18 protein-coding genes and 2 pseudogenes are annotated in these 16360 nt (G+C 42.8%); 9 read left to right on the top strand and 11 right to left on the bottom strand.

The window, feature by feature from the left end; translation table 11 throughout:
• Positions 1 to 147: 147 nt before the first annotated feature.
• From ABNN70_RS06025 to ABNN70_RS06000, 6 genes and pseudogenes are all read left to right on the top strand, one after another.
• Positions 148 to 1008 (top strand): ABC transporter substrate-binding protein, encoded by an 861-nt coding sequence (locus ABNN70_RS06025; protein ID WP_353949099.1) that lies wholly within the window; start codon positions 148 to 150, stop codon positions 1006 to 1008.
• A gap of 90 nt (positions 1009 to 1098) precedes the next feature.
• Positions 1099 to 1806, top strand: coding sequence for an amino acid ABC transporter permease (locus ABNN70_RS06020; protein ID WP_353949098.1), 708 nt, complete (start codon positions 1099 to 1101; stop codon positions 1804 to 1806).
• 4 nt (positions 1807 to 1810) lie between these two features.
• On the top strand, positions 1811 to 2575 hold the full coding sequence (locus ABNN70_RS06015) for an amino acid ABC transporter ATP-binding protein (RefSeq protein ID WP_353949392.1): 765 nt from the start codon (positions 1811 to 1813) through the stop codon (positions 2573 to 2575).
• A 42-nt stretch (positions 2576 to 2617) separates the two neighbouring features.
• Complete coding sequence (locus tag ABNN70_RS06010; protein ID WP_353949097.1) at positions 2618 to 3946, top strand: aspartate aminotransferase family protein; 1329 nt, start codon at positions 2618 to 2620, stop codon at positions 3944 to 3946.
• Between the two features lie 40 nt (positions 3947 to 3986).
• Positions 3987 to 4736, top strand: a pseudogene (locus tag ABNN70_RS06005) (SDR family oxidoreductase).
• Between the two features lie 433 nt (positions 4737 to 5169).
• The gene (locus ABNN70_RS06000) at positions 5170 to 5577 is read left to right on the top strand and encodes a hypothetical protein (RefSeq protein ID WP_353949096.1); all 408 of its coding nucleotides are present in this window, start codon (positions 5170 to 5172) and stop codon (positions 5575 to 5577) included.
• A gap of 321 nt (positions 5578 to 5898) precedes the next feature.
• On the opposite strand, the gene ABNN70_RS05995 is transcribed toward ABNN70_RS06000, so the two are convergent.
• On the bottom strand, positions 5899 to 6318 hold the full coding sequence (locus ABNN70_RS05995; protein ID WP_353949095.1) for a hypothetical protein: 420 nt from the start codon (positions 6316 to 6318) through the stop codon (positions 5899 to 5901).
• Between the two features lie 283 nt (positions 6319 to 6601).
• Here ABNN70_RS05995 and ABNN70_RS05990 point away from each other — a divergent pair, with 283 nt between their 5' ends.
• Both ABNN70_RS05990 and ABNN70_RS05985 read left to right on the top strand, forming a co-directional pair.
• Positions 6602 to 6796: a hypothetical protein gene (locus tag ABNN70_RS05990; RefSeq protein ID WP_353949094.1), complete on the top strand. Its 195-nt coding sequence runs from the start codon at positions 6602 to 6604 to the stop codon at positions 6794 to 6796.
• Positions 6797 to 7204: 408 nt separating this feature from the next.
• Positions 7205 to 7471, top strand: a complete 267-nt coding sequence (locus ABNN70_RS05985) for a hypothetical protein (protein ID WP_353949391.1) — start codon at positions 7205 to 7207, stop codon at positions 7469 to 7471.
• Between the two features lie 320 nt (positions 7472 to 7791).
• Here ABNN70_RS05985 and ABNN70_RS05980 read toward each other — a convergent pair.
• Positions 7792 to 8184: pseudogene (locus ABNN70_RS05980) on the bottom strand (MgtC/SapB family protein); the annotation flags it as partial.
• A 367-nt stretch (positions 8185 to 8551) separates the two neighbouring features.
• Here ABNN70_RS05980 and ABNN70_RS05975 point away from each other — a divergent pair.
• Complete coding sequence (locus ABNN70_RS05975) at positions 8552 to 8782, top strand: hypothetical protein (protein ID WP_353949093.1); 231 nt, start codon at positions 8552 to 8554, stop codon at positions 8780 to 8782.
• Between the two features lie 27 nt (positions 8783 to 8809).
• Here ABNN70_RS05975 and ABNN70_RS05970 read toward each other — a convergent pair whose 3' ends face one another.
• The 9 genes from ABNN70_RS05970 to ABNN70_RS05930 all read right to left on the bottom strand — a co-directional run bounded on the left by ABNN70_RS05970 (position 8810) and on the right by ABNN70_RS05930 (position 16228).
• On the bottom strand, positions 8810 to 9445 hold the full coding sequence (locus ABNN70_RS05970; RefSeq protein ID WP_353949092.1) for an ATP-binding protein: 636 nt from the start codon (positions 9443 to 9445) through the stop codon (positions 8810 to 8812).
• Positions 9446 to 9519: 74 nt separating this feature from the next.
• Positions 9520 to 10014 carry an ECF transporter S component gene (locus ABNN70_RS05965; protein WP_353949091.1) on the bottom strand — a complete coding sequence of 165 codons (495 nt, stop codon included), beginning with the start codon at positions 10012 to 10014 and terminating at the stop codon, positions 9520 to 9522.
• A gap of 277 nt (positions 10015 to 10291) precedes the next feature.
• Positions 10292 to 10732, bottom strand: coding sequence for a bifunctional adenosylcobinamide kinase/adenosylcobinamide-phosphate guanylyltransferase (locus ABNN70_RS05960; protein WP_353949090.1), 441 nt, complete (start codon positions 10730 to 10732; stop codon positions 10292 to 10294).
• Entirely contained in the window at positions 10684 to 11307 is a 624-nt protein-coding gene (locus ABNN70_RS05955; RefSeq protein ID WP_353949089.1) for a histidine phosphatase family protein, read from the bottom strand. The genes ABNN70_RS05960 and ABNN70_RS05955 overlap by 49 nt, the downstream gene beginning before the upstream one ends.
• The gene (gene cobS, locus ABNN70_RS05950; RefSeq protein WP_353949088.1) at positions 11265 to 12056 is read right to left on the bottom strand and encodes an adenosylcobinamide-GDP ribazoletransferase; all 792 of its coding nucleotides are present in this window, start codon (positions 12054 to 12056) and stop codon (positions 11265 to 11267) included. Before cobS ends, ABNN70_RS05955 begins: the two co-directional genes overlap by 43 nt.
• 173 nt (positions 12057 to 12229) lie before the next feature.
• The gene (locus ABNN70_RS05945) at positions 12230 to 12814 is read right to left on the bottom strand and encodes a bifunctional adenosylcobinamide kinase/adenosylcobinamide-phosphate guanylyltransferase (RefSeq protein WP_353949087.1); all 585 of its coding nucleotides are present in this window, start codon (positions 12812 to 12814) and stop codon (positions 12230 to 12232) included.
• The gene (locus tag ABNN70_RS05940) at positions 12811 to 14244 is read right to left on the bottom strand and encodes an ATP-binding cassette domain-containing protein (protein WP_353949086.1); all 1434 of its coding nucleotides are present in this window, start codon (positions 14242 to 14244) and stop codon (positions 12811 to 12813) included. Before ABNN70_RS05940 ends, ABNN70_RS05945 begins: the two co-directional genes overlap by 4 nt.
• A gap of 3 nt (positions 14245 to 14247) precedes the next feature.
• Positions 14248 to 15303: an iron ABC transporter permease gene (locus ABNN70_RS05935; RefSeq protein WP_353949085.1), complete on the bottom strand. Its 1056-nt coding sequence runs from the start codon at positions 15301 to 15303 to the stop codon at positions 14248 to 14250.
• Entirely contained in the window at positions 15269 to 16228 is a 960-nt protein-coding gene (locus tag ABNN70_RS05930; RefSeq protein WP_353949084.1) for an ABC transporter substrate-binding protein, read from the bottom strand. Before ABNN70_RS05930 ends, ABNN70_RS05935 begins: the two co-directional genes overlap by 35 nt.
• Positions 16229 to 16360 lie beyond the last annotated feature (132 nt).

Below are 16360 nucleotides of genomic sequence, written 5' to 3'. Positions count from 1 at the left end.
TGAACATCTTGGTCGTGTTAATTTTTGCAAAACGAATATTCAGATTATTATATTTACTTTGGGCAACTAATCTGATAGTATTTTAAAAAGTTGGCAATCATTCTGCATCTTCATACTACTTCATAAAAAATTCAGGAGCTGATATATGTGAAAAAAATACTTCTACCTTTTCTCGCACTGATTTTAGTCACTGGCATTCTGGCAGGATGTAACTCAAGCAGCAGTTCCGGGAGCTCATCAGGCAGTTCCAAAGGCAATTCGACGGATACGCTGGCTGCTGCTAAAGAAAAAGGTGTACTGGTTGTCGGTTCTTCGAATGATGCCCCATTTGCCTATATCGACCAGAAAACACATAAATTCAGCGGTATTGATGCTGAAATTATTACCGAAATAGCCAAAAGACTGGGCATTCCAAAGGTAGAAATGAAACAGACGAAGTTTGAAAATCTGCTTCTGGAATTGAATAATAAAAATATTGATCTTGTTACTGATGCTATGTATATCAATCCTAAAAGACAGAAAATAGCTAAATTTACGAACATATGGTATAAGGAGGGCGAAGCTATTATTGTTCCAACAAATTCACCGATCAAATCTCTGAGTGATTTGAAGACCAGAACTGTAGGTGCTCAAAAAGGTACGGGATTCTATGAATTGGCTGACAAGCTGTATAAAGATGGAAACATCAAAAAATTGAGTGTGTTTGGTTCTCAAGCTGATCTTCTGATGGCAGCCAATACAGGAAAAGTTGATGCTGTTATTACCGACGGAGCCGTTGCAGCATATAGCTTAAAGACAGATCCTTCACTGAAACTTAAGCTTCTTTCTCCGTACACGCCTCAGGCTGCTGGAAAAATTGGTGCTGCTGCGAGAAAAAGCGATACAAAACTAGTCAATGCAATCAATCAGCAGCTTGATATTCTGAAGGAGAACGGATTCATCGAAAAGGTGCTAAAGAAGTATGGCATGCCTGAAGATTATTTTGTTCCTGTTGAAGACGAAAAATAATCGTTGTGATTTTTTTCTGAGAGTTATTGCCCGCGTACCGGGTAATAACTCTGATTTTTAACAACCTTATTAATGAGGTGCATTCTATCTATGGATATATTAAATAATCTGGATTTCAGAACGGCATTTAATGAACTTACACCGGAACTGCTTCAGGGTGGCTGGATTGCTGTACAATCTACAATCGGTGGATTTCTCCTTGCTGTCCTTCTTGGTATTTTGATTGCAGCAGGACGCTTGTCGAAATCAAAGATTCTTAAGAGTATTTTGGTTGTTATTCTGGAGCTTATTCGAGGAACACCACTTCTGGTACAACTCGTTTACATGTTTTATGTTGTCCCATTACTCATATCCATTTTGTTTCAATTCTGGATCCCGGGTTATCAATACCATATTGATCCTACTCTTGCAGGTATTTTGGGCCTTGGCATTAATTATGGATGTTATCTGTCTGAAGTTGTGCGGGCAGCCATTCTCTCGATAAGCAAAGGTCAAACTGAAGCTGCACTGGCACTGGGCTATACACATCGACAGGCTCTATGGTCCATTGTCATACCGCAGGCAGTCAGAAACAGTATTCCTGTTTTTGGAAATTACCTGGTCATGATGATCAAGGATACCTCACTGCTAGCATTTATTACAGTCAATGAATTGCTGCTTCGCACTCAGGCGTATGCTTCACAAACCTTTCTAACAATAGAATCCTACACCATTTTGGCCATCGCGTATCTCATTATCAGTCTTCCACTCTCACAAGTGGTGCGTCTGACAGAAAAGAGGTTGTCAAAACATGCCTAAAGCTATGATTGAAGTTTCCAATGTTCATAAAAGTTTTGGGAAAAATGAAATTTTGAAAGGTATCAATTTTTCAGTTAAACAAGGTGAAAAAATAGTCATTATCGGTCCTTCCGGTTCTGGAAAATCAACGCTGCTCCGTTGTCTCAACTGTCTTGAATTGCCAACATCAGGTACGATTAAAATTGAAGGGCAGACCTTCAAAGACAGCAATGGAAAATATAATGAGAAGCGAATCGCCAGACTCCGTACAGAGATTGGAATGGTTTTTCAGAGCTTCAATTTATTTCCGATGATGACGGCTGTAGAAAATGTGATGGCAGCCCAAGTAAAAATTCGCAGAAAATCAAAAGAAGCAGCCAGAAAAACTGCGGAATTATATTTAAAGAAAGTCGGTCTCGGAGAACGAATGAATCATTATCCAAGCCAGTTATCAGGCGGACAGAAACAACGTGTAGCCATTGCCCGGGCACTTGCCATGGAACCCAAAATGATGCTGTTTGATGAAGCCACATCCGCTCTTGATCCGGAGCTTGTCGGCGAGGTACTACAAGTCATTCGCGAGCTGGCAGATGAAGGCATGACTATGGTACTTGTGACTCATGAAATGCACTTTGCTGAGGAAGTTGGAGATCGCATTATTTTCATGGACAAGGGGGTTATCGTCGAGGAAGAACATCCAAAAAATCTCTTTTATCATCCGAAACATGAACGGACAAAAAGTTTCATTGAACGGGTTATGCATCCGGAAAATCTGGAGGAAGTCAAATAAACTGATCCCTTAATGATCTGCACCCCGGGGGGGGGACTGTATGTGAGTAACATAAATAAAAATACTGAAAAATCAAAGAAGTTATATCAAGAGCTTAGTCAATACTTGGTAGACGGAGTAGCAAGCTCGTTTCACAAACCCGTAGATCAAAATTATCCCATTTGTTTTCAATCCGGAAAAGGGTCGCATCTCTACGATGTTGATGGAAATGAATATATTGATTACTTGGGTGGAATGGGGCCACTCATTCTAGGCTATAGCCCGGATGAAATCACCATGGCCGTCCAAAAACAAATGGAGAGTGGCACGCAATTTGCCTCACCAACTCACGACCTACTGACCCTGTCGAAAAAACTCGTTGAAATGATTCCCTGTGCTGAAAAAATTATTTTTCAAAATACAGGAACTGAAGCAAATATGTTGGCGTTCCGTTTGGCCAGGGGATTTACCGGAAAATCAAAAATTGTAAAGTTTGAGGGTCAATATCACGGCTGGTCCGATGAAGAAAGGATCAGCACAGATGCAACGGTCATCGAAGAGCTTGGTCCAAGAAATCACCCTTGGAAAAGGATGGAATCATTTGGCCAATTAAATTCTGCTGCCGATCATATCATCGTTGCTCCCTGGAATGATATTGATGCTCTTAAGTCTATTTTTAATAACTATGGTGGCGATATTGCCGCAGTAATTATGGAACCCGTCATGCTTGACTCAGGACCTGTTCTCCCGAAAAAAGGCTATTTGAAAGAGGTAAGGAAGCTGACTGAAGACTATCAGATTCTGCTTATTTTCGATGAAGTCATCACTGGATTCAGACTGGCTCCAGGAGGTGCACAGGCTTATTTTCATGTTACACCTGACCTTGCCGTGTTCGCCAAAGCAATTGCCGGCGGATTTCCTATATCCCTTGTCGCAGGAAAAAAAGAAATCATGGATTGCGGCGTACACGCTTCCGGTACATATAACGGTAATTCTATCTCTGTCTCAGCTGCACTGGCGACACTAAATGTTCTCGATAAAAAAGATACGTACACTCATTTCCGTAATCTTGGTCAGTTGCTTGTTGATGGGATCAACTTCTTGGGAAAGAAATACGATATCCCCTTGTTTTGCACAAACCTGGAGGCAGTATGTATTCTGGAATTTGGGACCAATCATCCAATCGAAGATTTCAGGGATTGTTTCACTAAATTAGATAACAACCGCTACGATCGTTTTGTCAGGGAATCTCTGGAACAAGGTATCAGATTCACACCGAAGCGAGGAAGAATTTATCTGTGCACAAGACATTCTGAACAGGACATTCAAGCAACACTTATGGTTATAGAAAATATATTTTCAACAATTCATCATGATGAAATGAGAAGCTAAAACCTGGTAGATAGACGATAGAACGGGAGAGCACGAATTAATGGAAAATATAAGGAATAAAGTCATTGTGATTACCGGTGCATCAAGCGGAATTGGAGAAGCGACAGCCAGAAAACTTGCTGACGCAGGTGCTAAAATCGTTCTCGGTGCAAGAAGGACAGAGAAGCTCAAAACCCTGGTTGCTGAAATTCGTAATGATGGAGGAAAAGCTGATTATCAAAAAACGGATGTAACAAAAAAGGAGGATGTGCAGGCTCTCATCAATCTGGCATTCAAAAAATATCAACGTGTAGATGTGCTCTACAATAATGCCGGCCTGATGCCCCTTTCCCCGCTCCGTGATTTATAAATCGATGAATGGGAAAGTATGATTGATGTGAACATCAAAGGCGTCCTTTATGGAATTGCAGGTGTACTCCCGATTATGCGGCAGCAGAAGTCAGGTCATATTATCAATACGGGCTCTGTAGCGGGATATGCTGTAAATCCAGGCGGATGGGCCGTGTACAGCGCAACAAAATTTGCCGTCAGGGCTATTGCCGAAGGACTGCGGCTCGAAGAATCTCCATACAGCGGAATCCGTGTGACCAATATTTCACCAGGAGCAGTGCAAACGGAGTTGCCAGGCACAATAACCGATCCGACAATAAAAAAACAAGTCGAAGAAAAAGAGAAACTCCGTGGCATAAAACCTGAAGCCATTGCAGAAGCAGTGGCTTATGCGATAAGCCAACCAGATGAAGTAGCCATTAACGAAGTTATCGTCCGTCCCACCGCTCAGCAGAACTGACAAACAAGAGCGAATTTCTTTTTTAATACAAGTCATCGATTCGTTATATTTTATTAAAATGATCCGTTTTGCCCTCTTTAAAGATGGGAAACGGATCATTTTTATCATAAGGATCAAAAACTTTAAAGGCAAAAAATCCTTTAATATCTTGATACTTCTGCAGTTTTCCTGAATAAATTACTCAAGCAGCTACTTTTTCCAATTGTTTGCGGCAGATAACGGACAGCTTGGGTGGAAATTGCTGGATGATCAGACCCATGGCTTTTTCAGACAGAACATGCTCATCTTCGAATGTTTCTTGAAACAGTTCAAGCAGTTACCGGATCGCTTCGGCAAAACAGACATCAGCGAGTTGTCGACCATAAGATAAAACAGCGCCCGGAATTATAAATGAACTATTATCCTGGTATCCGGTCTCTTCGCGGTAACAAGAGTGAAAAAATCTGATGAGGTTCTTTTTGGTACCAATACGCAACAGACGCCACATCAGCTGATCTCTCGAAAAGTCCAATGTCATCATGACCAATCTGTTGACCTGGAGACCCAACCCGTCTATCTTTCCACTCATAAACACATCGAATCCCATTTTCTAACCTGCTTTGTTTCACTTGTCATTGCCCGGCTCTTAGTGCGACGCCTGAAGGGAAAATATTCGATTCCCGTGCTGATGGAAAACCTGAGAAAAGCAGCCTGCAGTCATATCGAGGGAAACTATTATCTGTTCGATTATTACGATGAAGTGCTAGCCGACACAGGCAAGGCTTTTGGCATTGACTTTGGGAAGAAATGTCTGTCCCTCGGAGCCATCAAAAAAATTTTGGGGAAGGTAAAGAAAGGATAAATTACACAACAACTTTGTGACAAATAGAAACAGCCAGGAACCCCATAACCATAGGGGCTCATGGCTGTTTTTTAATCAATTTAGCTGCAAAAGTCAGGGTATGAGGACCGTGCATGAACTGAACCATCCGATGATCTTTATAGTTGTCTACACGCCATCCTTCCTGCGCAACTACCTGATCTAAAAGCGTGAAGACACACTCTACTGTCTGGCACATCTATTCATGTATATAGGGGGTGACTGCCTCTTCAAACTCAAGTAAGTTTTCTTTACCCTTCCAAATTTCCAGCAAATTACGGAGCAGGGTTTCTGTCGTATAAATTATTCCGCCTTTGCTTGATACGCTTGTTTCGGATGAGTAGGTGCCATCTTATAGACAGGTTCCAGTCTGCCCTCTTTTACCAATTTTCTTATATAGCTAACCCTTAAAGAGTCCGGTTGACGATTAAGGTAAGAACTTAGCTCTTTTATGGTAAAATTCCTATAAGTACATAGCGTTATAATAAGTCCCTCCATTTGATCTCGCGGAAGTCGTTCTCTTTTTCTTGCTATTTCTGATATTTGCCACAAGTCTGCTTGCTGTAATGATTGTTTTTTATTATCCTTAGTTTCGGAGCTCCGGTCCTTAGTTTCGGAGCTCTGGTTCTTAATTTCAGAGCTTTTACTATTAATTCCAGAGCTACGGTCAACATTTTCTACACTCTCACCATCTCTAAGCATTTGTAAAATATCATTTTCCATCGATGTCGATCATACCATCTCCCGTTCAAATTGTTGAACCGATAAGTATCTTTTTATAGTTTACACCATGAAGAACAAAATTTGGGAATTGTAGATATTAACAGTTATTTTTTTACTCACACTCCGGCGGTCTTCATGGATACCAGTAATCAGGATCACAACTATTTCGTTTTTATTGGCCATTTTGGATAATTCTTCAAGGCTAGTACATCATAGCCAAGATTTTGAAATTAATTGTAATACTTTACCTTTATTGATAGAATCTATTTAAAAAGGTGAAATGATGCGTCCAATAAAATACATTGTTGCTTTAACTGACGATGAAGTGACCCGGCTTAAGAACATCCTGAAAGATAAAAAGACCAATCAAACCATCAAGAAACGCAGCCTGATTTTACCGGATGCCTATATCAATCACGGAGAAACACATCAACGTAAAGAAATTGCAAGGTATAATCACGTTGCCCCTCGACCGTAGCCAACGTGGCCCGACTTTTTGTGAACAACAGCCTTTATGAAGCGAGGCTCAACTCACTTGCACCAAAAAATCGATGGTGGAGCCGAAGCGAAAATGATTAAGCTGGCTTGTGGTCCGGAGCATGAAGGCTATTCACACTGATCATTACGGCTATTGGAACAGAAGTGCAAAGTGATCCTGTTCCCCGTGAAAAAAAGCGATCGGTCGGATGTTAAAAAAAAGAACCTAATCCTCACCACGATGAATACTGGGCCCATCCCCAAAAAACAAGACGCCGAATTCGTAACTTATCATAGAAGACGTACTGGACGTCTATTCGCACCCATACGATCCACAAAAAACCATTAATCTGTCTGGACGAAAAGCCCTGCATGATGCAATGGTTAGAAGATATTGCGCTGATAGTCAATTCCCGCCGACAGAACATCTAAAGATGACGGTATCACAGATTATGACTTAAATGGGACAAGTCTGTCCCGGCTACTTATGCAGCGTTCGGAGAAATCAATTGTGCTGGCGGATCACAGTAAAATTGGTGTAACGACTTTTGCGCATCTGAAAGAAGTCTCGACGCTGATAACCAATGGTGAATGCCCTGCAGATATACAGCAGGCACTGAAGGAAAATGGAGTGAAGTTGCTTTCGTCGACTTATGCCGATCAGGATCCCGTTTAATCAATGACACCCTTTCTATGTCAATTATGATTTTTATTTCTGAAGTCTGCTTTTTACTCAACCAGATTAATAACGACCTCATCTAATTTTTGCAACTGACTAATTTTCTGCTTTTTGTAATCTGTCTTTGTTGAACGAACGACAAGACTGACGTAATATATTTTACGGCTATCCTTGTCCTTCCCCGTTTTCACCGAGTAAGATAGAACATCATCATGATCAAACAGGTTGAAAGCAGCGTGCAATGACGTCTTGTTGATTGATGAATAGTTAAATGCAATGGTCATGTTTTTTCTTGATTTCAGAAAAATGCTCGGTAATTCTAACCCAAGGAGAGTTAAAATCGTTCCGCAGATTCCCACCAGAAACATCCCTGATCCGATCGCCAGACCAACACCTGATGTTGTCCAAACCCCGGCCGCTGTTGTCAGTCCGTGCACAAATCTTTTCTGAACGATAATAGTTCCCGCTCCAATAAAACCGATACCGCTGACTACCTGGGCAGCAATACGGCTTGGATCAAGAGAAATTTTAGTTTCCGATGCAATCTGGGCAAACCCATACTGGGACACAATCATAATCAAGGCACTTCCAAGAGAAACAAGAAAATGGGTACGGATACCTGCTTCTTTTGAGCGCAGCTCACGATCTAAACCAATGACTGCTCCCAGGATTCCAGCGACCAACAATCTTATAGAAAACTGCAAATTCATCTCATCACGTTACCTCCTCTGAAATAATAAAAAGAAATAACACAAAAACGGTCAAATAAATCATCATAATCCTAGTTTATTCAGAATTTCTCCAAGATGCTCAGATGCTTTAACTGATCACTTTTCTCGATTACACCCTGTTCGATTACACTCTATGCATGAAAAAAGTGCACGCAAAAAGGATCCAAATCTGGTGAAATTAAGTCACCACAACAGCCAGAGAGGATCCTTTATGAAGACTACTTTATCGCAAATCACGTTAGATTTCAAAGATTTCAATTGAAAAATCAAGCTATCAAACGATGGTGGTGAACTTTCTTCAGATAGCGGTCAACTGCTTTTTAAAGAGAAAAAGGGAGTGTTGAAAATGGCTGTTCGTCAACCTATTGAAAAGGAACTGTTGATTCAAGATATTTTAAATTTGACGGATGAACAGGCTAAGGAATTGCGTAAACAATTGAACGAAAATAAAAAATCACTGCTTCCTTACGAGGATGAGATCTTGACTAAAGAAGAAGAACAGGCTTTGAAAGAATCTGAAAAAGGTAATGCCAAAACGTATTCTTACAACGAGATTTTTGGCAAAGATGGTCAGTGAACAACGTATACCTACGCTTACTTCTCTTTAAACCTCAAACTGCACAGGATGAAAGAGTGAACCTGCTTCACTCTGGATCCTGTCTTCTAAATTTTTTGGATAAATAGCAATAAAGCAGGTTGACGGTCCTGAAGATTTCATGATATCGACATCTGTCTGCACTTGACGATCATTCATATTTTCCGAGAATGCCTGATTCAATTCATATAAAATTCCTTTAGAGCCTACAGGAAAAAGAGTAACACCACTGATCTGAGCTATTGAATCGAATAAATGGAGGGAAGCGATCTCTTCTGGTCTGTCCCGCACCGCTTCGCCAACAAGCGGTGAGCCGATAACAGCTACCTTTTGCTTTTTGATATTTAGTGGGACTTCAACCCCTCCCATTGCCTTTTTTCCCAATACCGTCAGACCCACCGTTGACTGTTTCAGTTGGAAGTTGGTTTCTGTACTGCCTGTAATTTGTACATCCATGAAATTCAGTTCTTTCAGCCCTTTTTTTACCCCTGTAACAAGTTCAGCCCAGGCATCGTTCCCGCAAAAATTGTGGATGATCACAATAAAAGGATGGCCTCCTGCCGAAATACATTCCATTACCGCTGTTCGAAAAGCAGAGTAAGACACCACAGCATACGGCACTTGGACCTCATCCTGAGCCTTCATCCCAACCGCTCCGCTATTATCTACAGCGACGATCATCGATTCATCTTCAGTAAGAGGGATAACGGAGACATCTCTCATCGTTTTCCCCACCTCACTTGAAAAGCAGCATACACTCGGGGTATCGTAAGTAAAGCAATACCGATATTTAATAAAGAACCGATGAATAAAGGCGGTACAATAGTGAGATAGAAACCCTTGCTTATGATGAACCAAAAAGGTAACGGCGCAAGTATGGCGTTTCCGAGTAAAAAGAAAGCGCCTGCGATGAACTGATTGACATGGTTATAAAGCCAGACAAATCCTGAAACAAGTAAAGCCATTTCAGCGGCTATGAATAGATGGAAGGGGCCCAACGGGAAGCCGCCTAAATACGCAGAAACAAGATGACCGAAAGCAGCAGTGAGTGCGCCGGTCGGACCACCAAGTACAGCTGCTGCAACCAGACTCGGAAAACTGTCTAAAGCAATACTGCCAGGCACAGCAGGGATTTTAATATAAGCACCGACGACGGATAAGGCAATGAAGATGCTCATCCACGCAAGTTTATTCCCCTTGTTTCGATTTCTCATCTTTCTTACTCCCTCCTCGAAAGACTTTCCCACTTCGTATCTTCACGTCTTTACCATTTACCCGATCGTTGACGACACTTCCCCAGGCTAAAAAGTCATTTGCGAGCCAAATCTGAAGCACGAAGCTCTCCAGTCTTCTTGTTACTGCATGATATGGATGGTGGCTGTTGCTTTAGTTCGTCTACTGTACCGTAGTTTCAACACGGATCTCATCCTTTCACATGGCCTCAGATCAGACGCTTTTTCCTCATCCCCTGTTCGTGTCTGCACGTTTCCCTCATTTTAATCTTTGGTTCAGCCCATACCAGATCACATCGACACGATCTGCCCGTTTGGCAATATCCTGAAAGACCCATCCGGTAACGTCTCGCCACAGTCGATCATTCTTATCTACAGGGACAATGCCTTTCGTTATGTCTGTCCCGATAATAACGAGCATTCGGCTGGCTTCTTCCTTTTCCCACTGGCTCCAGCTTTCCAGTCTCTCATTAAAAAGGGATCTGACCTGATCTGCATGGTTCTTCGTTAATTCTTTTCTTACCCACTGCTCCATCCCAACTATCATTAAGTTCTCAGACTGGCTTAGATCCAGGCCCGCTGCCGGATCTGTAAGTGCGCAGGCAGAAACAACATCAAAGTCACTTTCACCAGGGTGATGATAGAAATTTTTCACCCACTCTGTTTTTCCGTTAAAGGCACCTCCCGTAACGAAGTGCATGTTTCTCCCCTCCTGAACATGTCCCGACTTTCCCAGATGAGCGCGTAGCCATGCCCGTTTGACACGTTCCAATCCCGGAAATCTGTCTTTTCTTTTGAATTAGAAGATAATAAATAACGTATCACGCCCCCATGGGTGACCAAAACGGCCCGACTCAGCTGTTCCATCATGATTTTCCCTTTTAACTTCTTCCAGCCTTGATCTATACGCTTCGCAAATGCCTGAAAGGATTCGCCCTGGGGAGGGGAAACATGGAAGGGATCTTCTAACCATCTGCGATAGACCCCTGCATCTTTCAATTGTTCATACGTTTTGCCTTCCCAGTTTCCAAAATTCATTTCTCTGAATTCCGGATAGACCTCTTGTGAAACATGTTCAAAGAGAAGCTCCGCCGTTTGCCGGCAGCGTTTTAAATCACTTGTCGCAACATAATGGCAGGGGGTCAACATTTTTCCTGATAACTCTGCCCTTCCCTGCTTGCTTAAAGGCGAATCCGTCCAGCCGATATAAGCATGACGCTCATTTTCTTCTGTTAAACCGTGACGAAATAATGTAATAACCAGACCATCATCCATAACACGAGCTCCGACCCTTCTACAGATGCGCCAACGACATCTCCTGTAATGCCGCCAAACCACTTGACGGCTTTATGAGATAGGCCAAAATAGAGCACAACCATGGTGACGAGTAAGATAGATGCGCCAATGAAGGCTCGCTGATTTACTGATCCCGCTAATACGAGAATAATAAAAAAATAAATTGGATAAATACCCAATGTTTTTTTATCTGCAGCCTGTTTAAAATAAGCGCCTAATCCGTCAGCTTTTGCCCCTTTCACATGAATGAGCAGCATGCCCATGATGCTTTTACTGATGAGGGGAATCATGGCAATTAAAAGATAAGTAGTGGCACTTTCCCGTATAACCGTTTCATAGATAAAGAAAAATTTTGCCGCTAAAAGGACGATCACCGAAAGCACGCCAAAGGCCCCTGTCCGGGGATCCTTCATAATTTCCAGTCGTTTCTTTATACTTTGATAGGCAAAATAGGCATCACTTGCATCGATCCACCCATCAAGATGAATCCCTCCCGTGATCACAATCATTGCCACCCACACGAAAAAGGCAGCAGCCAGCGAAGAAAAAGGAGTCCAGTTCAAAGCAAGATAAAGGATGCATGCGTAAAGAAGGCCTTGTACCAAACCTAAAATGGGGAAGGTCTTAATCGCATGATTGATGTTGTCTTTATCCATCGAAATCTCACAGCGAATCGGAATAGAGGTGAAAAGTTGTAAATTGATTATCATGCCTTTTATCCATTTCATGATCCGAGTCTTCCAATCGAAAATGATGTTTTTCCCACGTGATCCATCTAAAACGTTTTCTATCGAATGACATATAAGAAGCCGCCGGTCATATTGTGGACTCAAATGGCACGGCTATTGTGCCTTCAGCAACAGATGGGCGCAAGGAATGCTGCCTTCAAAATATATCCCTTTCAAAGTGGTTCTCCTTTCATTAACAGGGGAATCCCTGCTTCCATCTGATACGCACGTTCAGCTATTTTTACGATTTGCACATGAAGTTCGCCGAGGAGCCTGGCATATAAAAGGACAAGCTTCTGATGGATCGGCTCAAAAAGCACTTCATTACTGACAACGATGAGTACCCTGCAGTTCTGGGATACGGCGATGAGTCCGTTCATTATGTGATCTTTCACTTTTTGTGGAATGGTCCCATCCTCCAGGTGATTCCCTTCATGGAAAAGTTCATTGCTTAACAGCGTCGTTAAACAATCAAGCAATACAACATCATACTTTTGAAAAAAAGGAGCCAGCTGCCCGATATCCATCGGCTGTTCCCATGTTTTCCAGAGATACGGACCATTTTTTCTTTCCTCCTGATGGCGCAAAATACGACTTTCCATTTCTTGATCCGTTGCTCTGCCCGTTGCAATATAGTGAAGGGAACCGGACGTTGCTTCAGCGAATTGAATGGCCATGCATTCTGCAAAAGCGCTCTTGCCGCTCCTTACACCACCTGTGATAAAAATTAACGTTCCTGCCCGCATCATACTCTTCATACCTCCCTTCTCCTGCTTTTTTGCAGGGCTTCCCTTGTGCATGCCTCGACTCCCTGGCTAATAAGCTTCACGAGTGGGGTGACGGGACCTGTGAGGCCGATCTTCTTTCCTTTTTGTGTAGCGGCCACAAGCACATGGCCTGGTCGCCCCTCTATAGCAGTTTTTCCCATGACACCTGAGTCCCGCAGCGCATTTACTTTTGTCTCAGTCGCTGTGATCATACTCTGAATAAATGCTTCCTCCGAAAGTTCACCATGTATAAACAGCCATGTCGTCCCTGAAAGAGCGTGCTCCTCTCCCCCGGATGCCTTCACGGCACTCCCCGCAGCTGCTGTCACAACAACAAATAAAGAAAACCCATCCCTCTTATATAAATGACAGGAAACATCTTCAGGGAAAGCAGATGACATCACTCCGACCGTGTCACTCGGCTCAAAACCATTTTTGTGTAAAAATAAGGCCATCACCTTTTCCAAATCATCGCGTGGTTCATCCTGGTTCACATGGCGGTTTACAAAGCTCCGATACCACCCTGTGCCTGCACCCATAACGCCTGAATACAGGGTGCGCAGCTGAAAGGGCGCCTGATAAGCGATCCACTCCTCCTGAATGTCTAAAAAAGTCGCATCTAGTACACGATCTTCTGATGAATCCCGTTCAGGTAAGAGAAGCATTTGTGGAGCGGGCACCTTTGGGTGGGGCATTTTCTTCACTTCTGTCCGGTAGACATTTTTCACCCTTGCTTCTTTAAGTACTTCATCTGGGCGGGCATCCACCTGTACTTCTCCATTCTGCAGCAAAAGCAGGCGATCGCAATATAGCCCGGCCAGATTTAGATCATGAAAAATAGAGATCACGGTCAATTTCTTTTGAACCGTCCATTGCTTTAACAAATCGAACAGCCCTTTTTGATAAGAAAGATCTAAATGATTCGTGGGTTCATCTAAAAGTAAGAGTTCCGGTTCCTGGGCAAGAGCCTGTGCCAGATAGACGCGCTGCTGTTCTCCACCGGACAGCTCCCGGATCGAATGATTTTCAAATGCCTTCACATGGGTTTGTTTCATCACCCTTTGAATGACCGCTTCATCCTCTTCCCCCCAGGCGTGTAACAGGCCTTTTTGGTGCGGATAACGGCCAAGCGCAACGACTTCTTTTACTGTATAGGAAAAATTTTGCGGTGAAATCTGAGGGAGTACGGCCATGAGCTGCGCCAGTTCTTTCGCCGTATAATGGCGAATAGAGCGGTCCTTTACCAGAATGGAACCCTTTTGATAAGGGAGTATGCCGCTCAGCATTTTTAATAAGGTGGTCTTGCCACTTCCATTCGGGCCTAATATACCAAACAGTTCCCCTTTTTGAACAGCAAAGGAGACATGCTTAAGCACCGGATTTCCCGGATACCCCCCTGAAACATTCTCAAGCTTTAGCATTTTTTATCTTCTTCCTTCTTTTCGGCTGTTCAATAAAATCATTGCGAAGACGGGAGCCCCAATCAAAGCCGTAATGACGCCAATAGGGAGCTCAATGGGTGAAATAATGGTTCGAGCGACCAAATCAGCTAAAATTAAAAAACCACTTCCGGTTAATAGCGACAGCGGTAATACATGTCGATGATCGGATCCCCATAATAAGCGCACGACATGTGGAATCACTAATCCTGCAAAACCAATTGTCCCGGAAACGGCCACCGCTGCCCCGGTCAAAATCGATCCTGCTGTTAAAATAAGCATCTTCCTTTTTTGAACATTGACACCCAAATGGTAAGCCTTCTCTTCGCCAAAAGTCAGGGCATTTAATTCCTTTGCATTCAGCATCAGCATCAAAGAGCCGATGATGAAGAAGGGAAAAATAATTTGCACATAAGCCCAGCCGCGCATCGAAACACCACCCAGGAGCCAGCCGATAATCTGCCTTAACTCCTCACCTGTCAAGGCGATCATTAGAGAAATCATCGCACTTAAAAAAGAACTGAAAATAATGCCTGTGAGAATAATGGTCTCGACCCGCATCGATCGGTCCACTTTTTGAGCAAATAATAAAACGAGCAAAATCGTCAGCCATGAAAAGACAATGCTAATCATGGGCAGCGTATAGTGGCCGAAAAAAGGCAGGGTAAAATGAAAAAATAAAGTCACCACAGCCCCCACGGATGCCCCGGATGAAACGCCTAACGTATAGGGGTCGGCGAGTGGATTCCGTAATAATCCCTGAAAAGCAGCTCCTGCAACAGCAAGCGATGCGCCCACCAGTCCTGCAAGAACCACACGCGGCAGACGAATGCTGATGACAATCGTCGATAACGTCTGATCTACATGGTCTTCTGGTATCACGTGAAGCATCCCAAGGCCGATTTGAAGTAAATCCTTTAAAGGAATATAAACCGTGCCAATTGAAATGCCAAGAAACAGGGATACCATGAGAAAAGAAACAGCGATCACATAAGCTGCTTTCCTGTTATTTAAATTGATCCGGATAAACCGCTTTGGCAAGATCTTCTACCCCTTTGACGATTCTCGGACCTGGACGCGTCACTTCGTCTGAGTTCACATCGATGACCTGCTTATGTTTAATGGCGTTTATCTCCTGCCATCCTTTTCGGTTTGACACGTGTTTGACGGCATCTTTTACATAATATCCATAAGTTGTAATGATGACATCCGGATTTTGTCTGATGATTTCCTCAGGATCAACCTTCACCCAGCCCTCCTCTTTCACAATGTTGTCGGCATGAATTACAGACAACATTTCATTCATAAATGTATTTTTCCCAACCGTATAAATATCCGGCGCACCCGAAATTTCAACGTATACCTTTTTCTTATCGGCTGCCTTAATTTTCGCGGCTTTTTTCTTAATCGCCGCGATCCTGCTTTTCATATTCTGAATAAGATGGTCCGCTTTTTCACTTTCACCCGTTGCTTTCCCGATCATATCAATAGAATCATAAACTTGCGTGAAATTCTGCGCATCATTAACGACGACAACGGGGATCCCTGCATCTCTGAGCTGCTGTAAGCCATCTTTTGAATCATGAGCAGCTGACGCATGCGCTAACACGAGATCCGGTTTAAGGGAAATGATTTTTTCAACATTCAGATCCGTTCCGCCTACTTTTGGCTTTCGGATTGCATCTTTTGGATAATTATCAAAATCTGAAACACCGACGATTTTATCACCAAGTCCTAAAGCAAAAGCAATTTCTGTATTACTTGGGATCAACGAAACGATTTTATTCGGTTTTTTCTTAATGACTACCTCTTGATTTACCGCATCTTTAATCTTTACCGGATAGGTTATTTTTTCCCCCTGCTCTGCCTTGTTCTGACTGGAGCTCGTTTGATCGGTCTGACCGCAACCTGCTAAAACGCCCAAAATCATCATGATAACAATGAATAATGTATACCTTTTTTTCACTTTTTTATCCTCCTGAAAGTCAATGGAATACTACTTATTTCTGCTGCCGGCAGAACACCGCCGGTACTAATGAATCAGATGAATGATCAAATAAAAAAACACCTCCATAACCCGGAGGTGCAGAAATGTCTA

It is taken from the genome of Sporolactobacillus sp. Y61 (assembly GCF_040529185.1).
Lineage (GTDB): Bacteria > Bacillota > Bacilli > Bacillales > Sporolactobacillaceae > Sporolactobacillus.
Note: the sequence above shows the minus strand (reverse complement) of the source record. Positions and strands in the feature narration are given on the sequence as shown.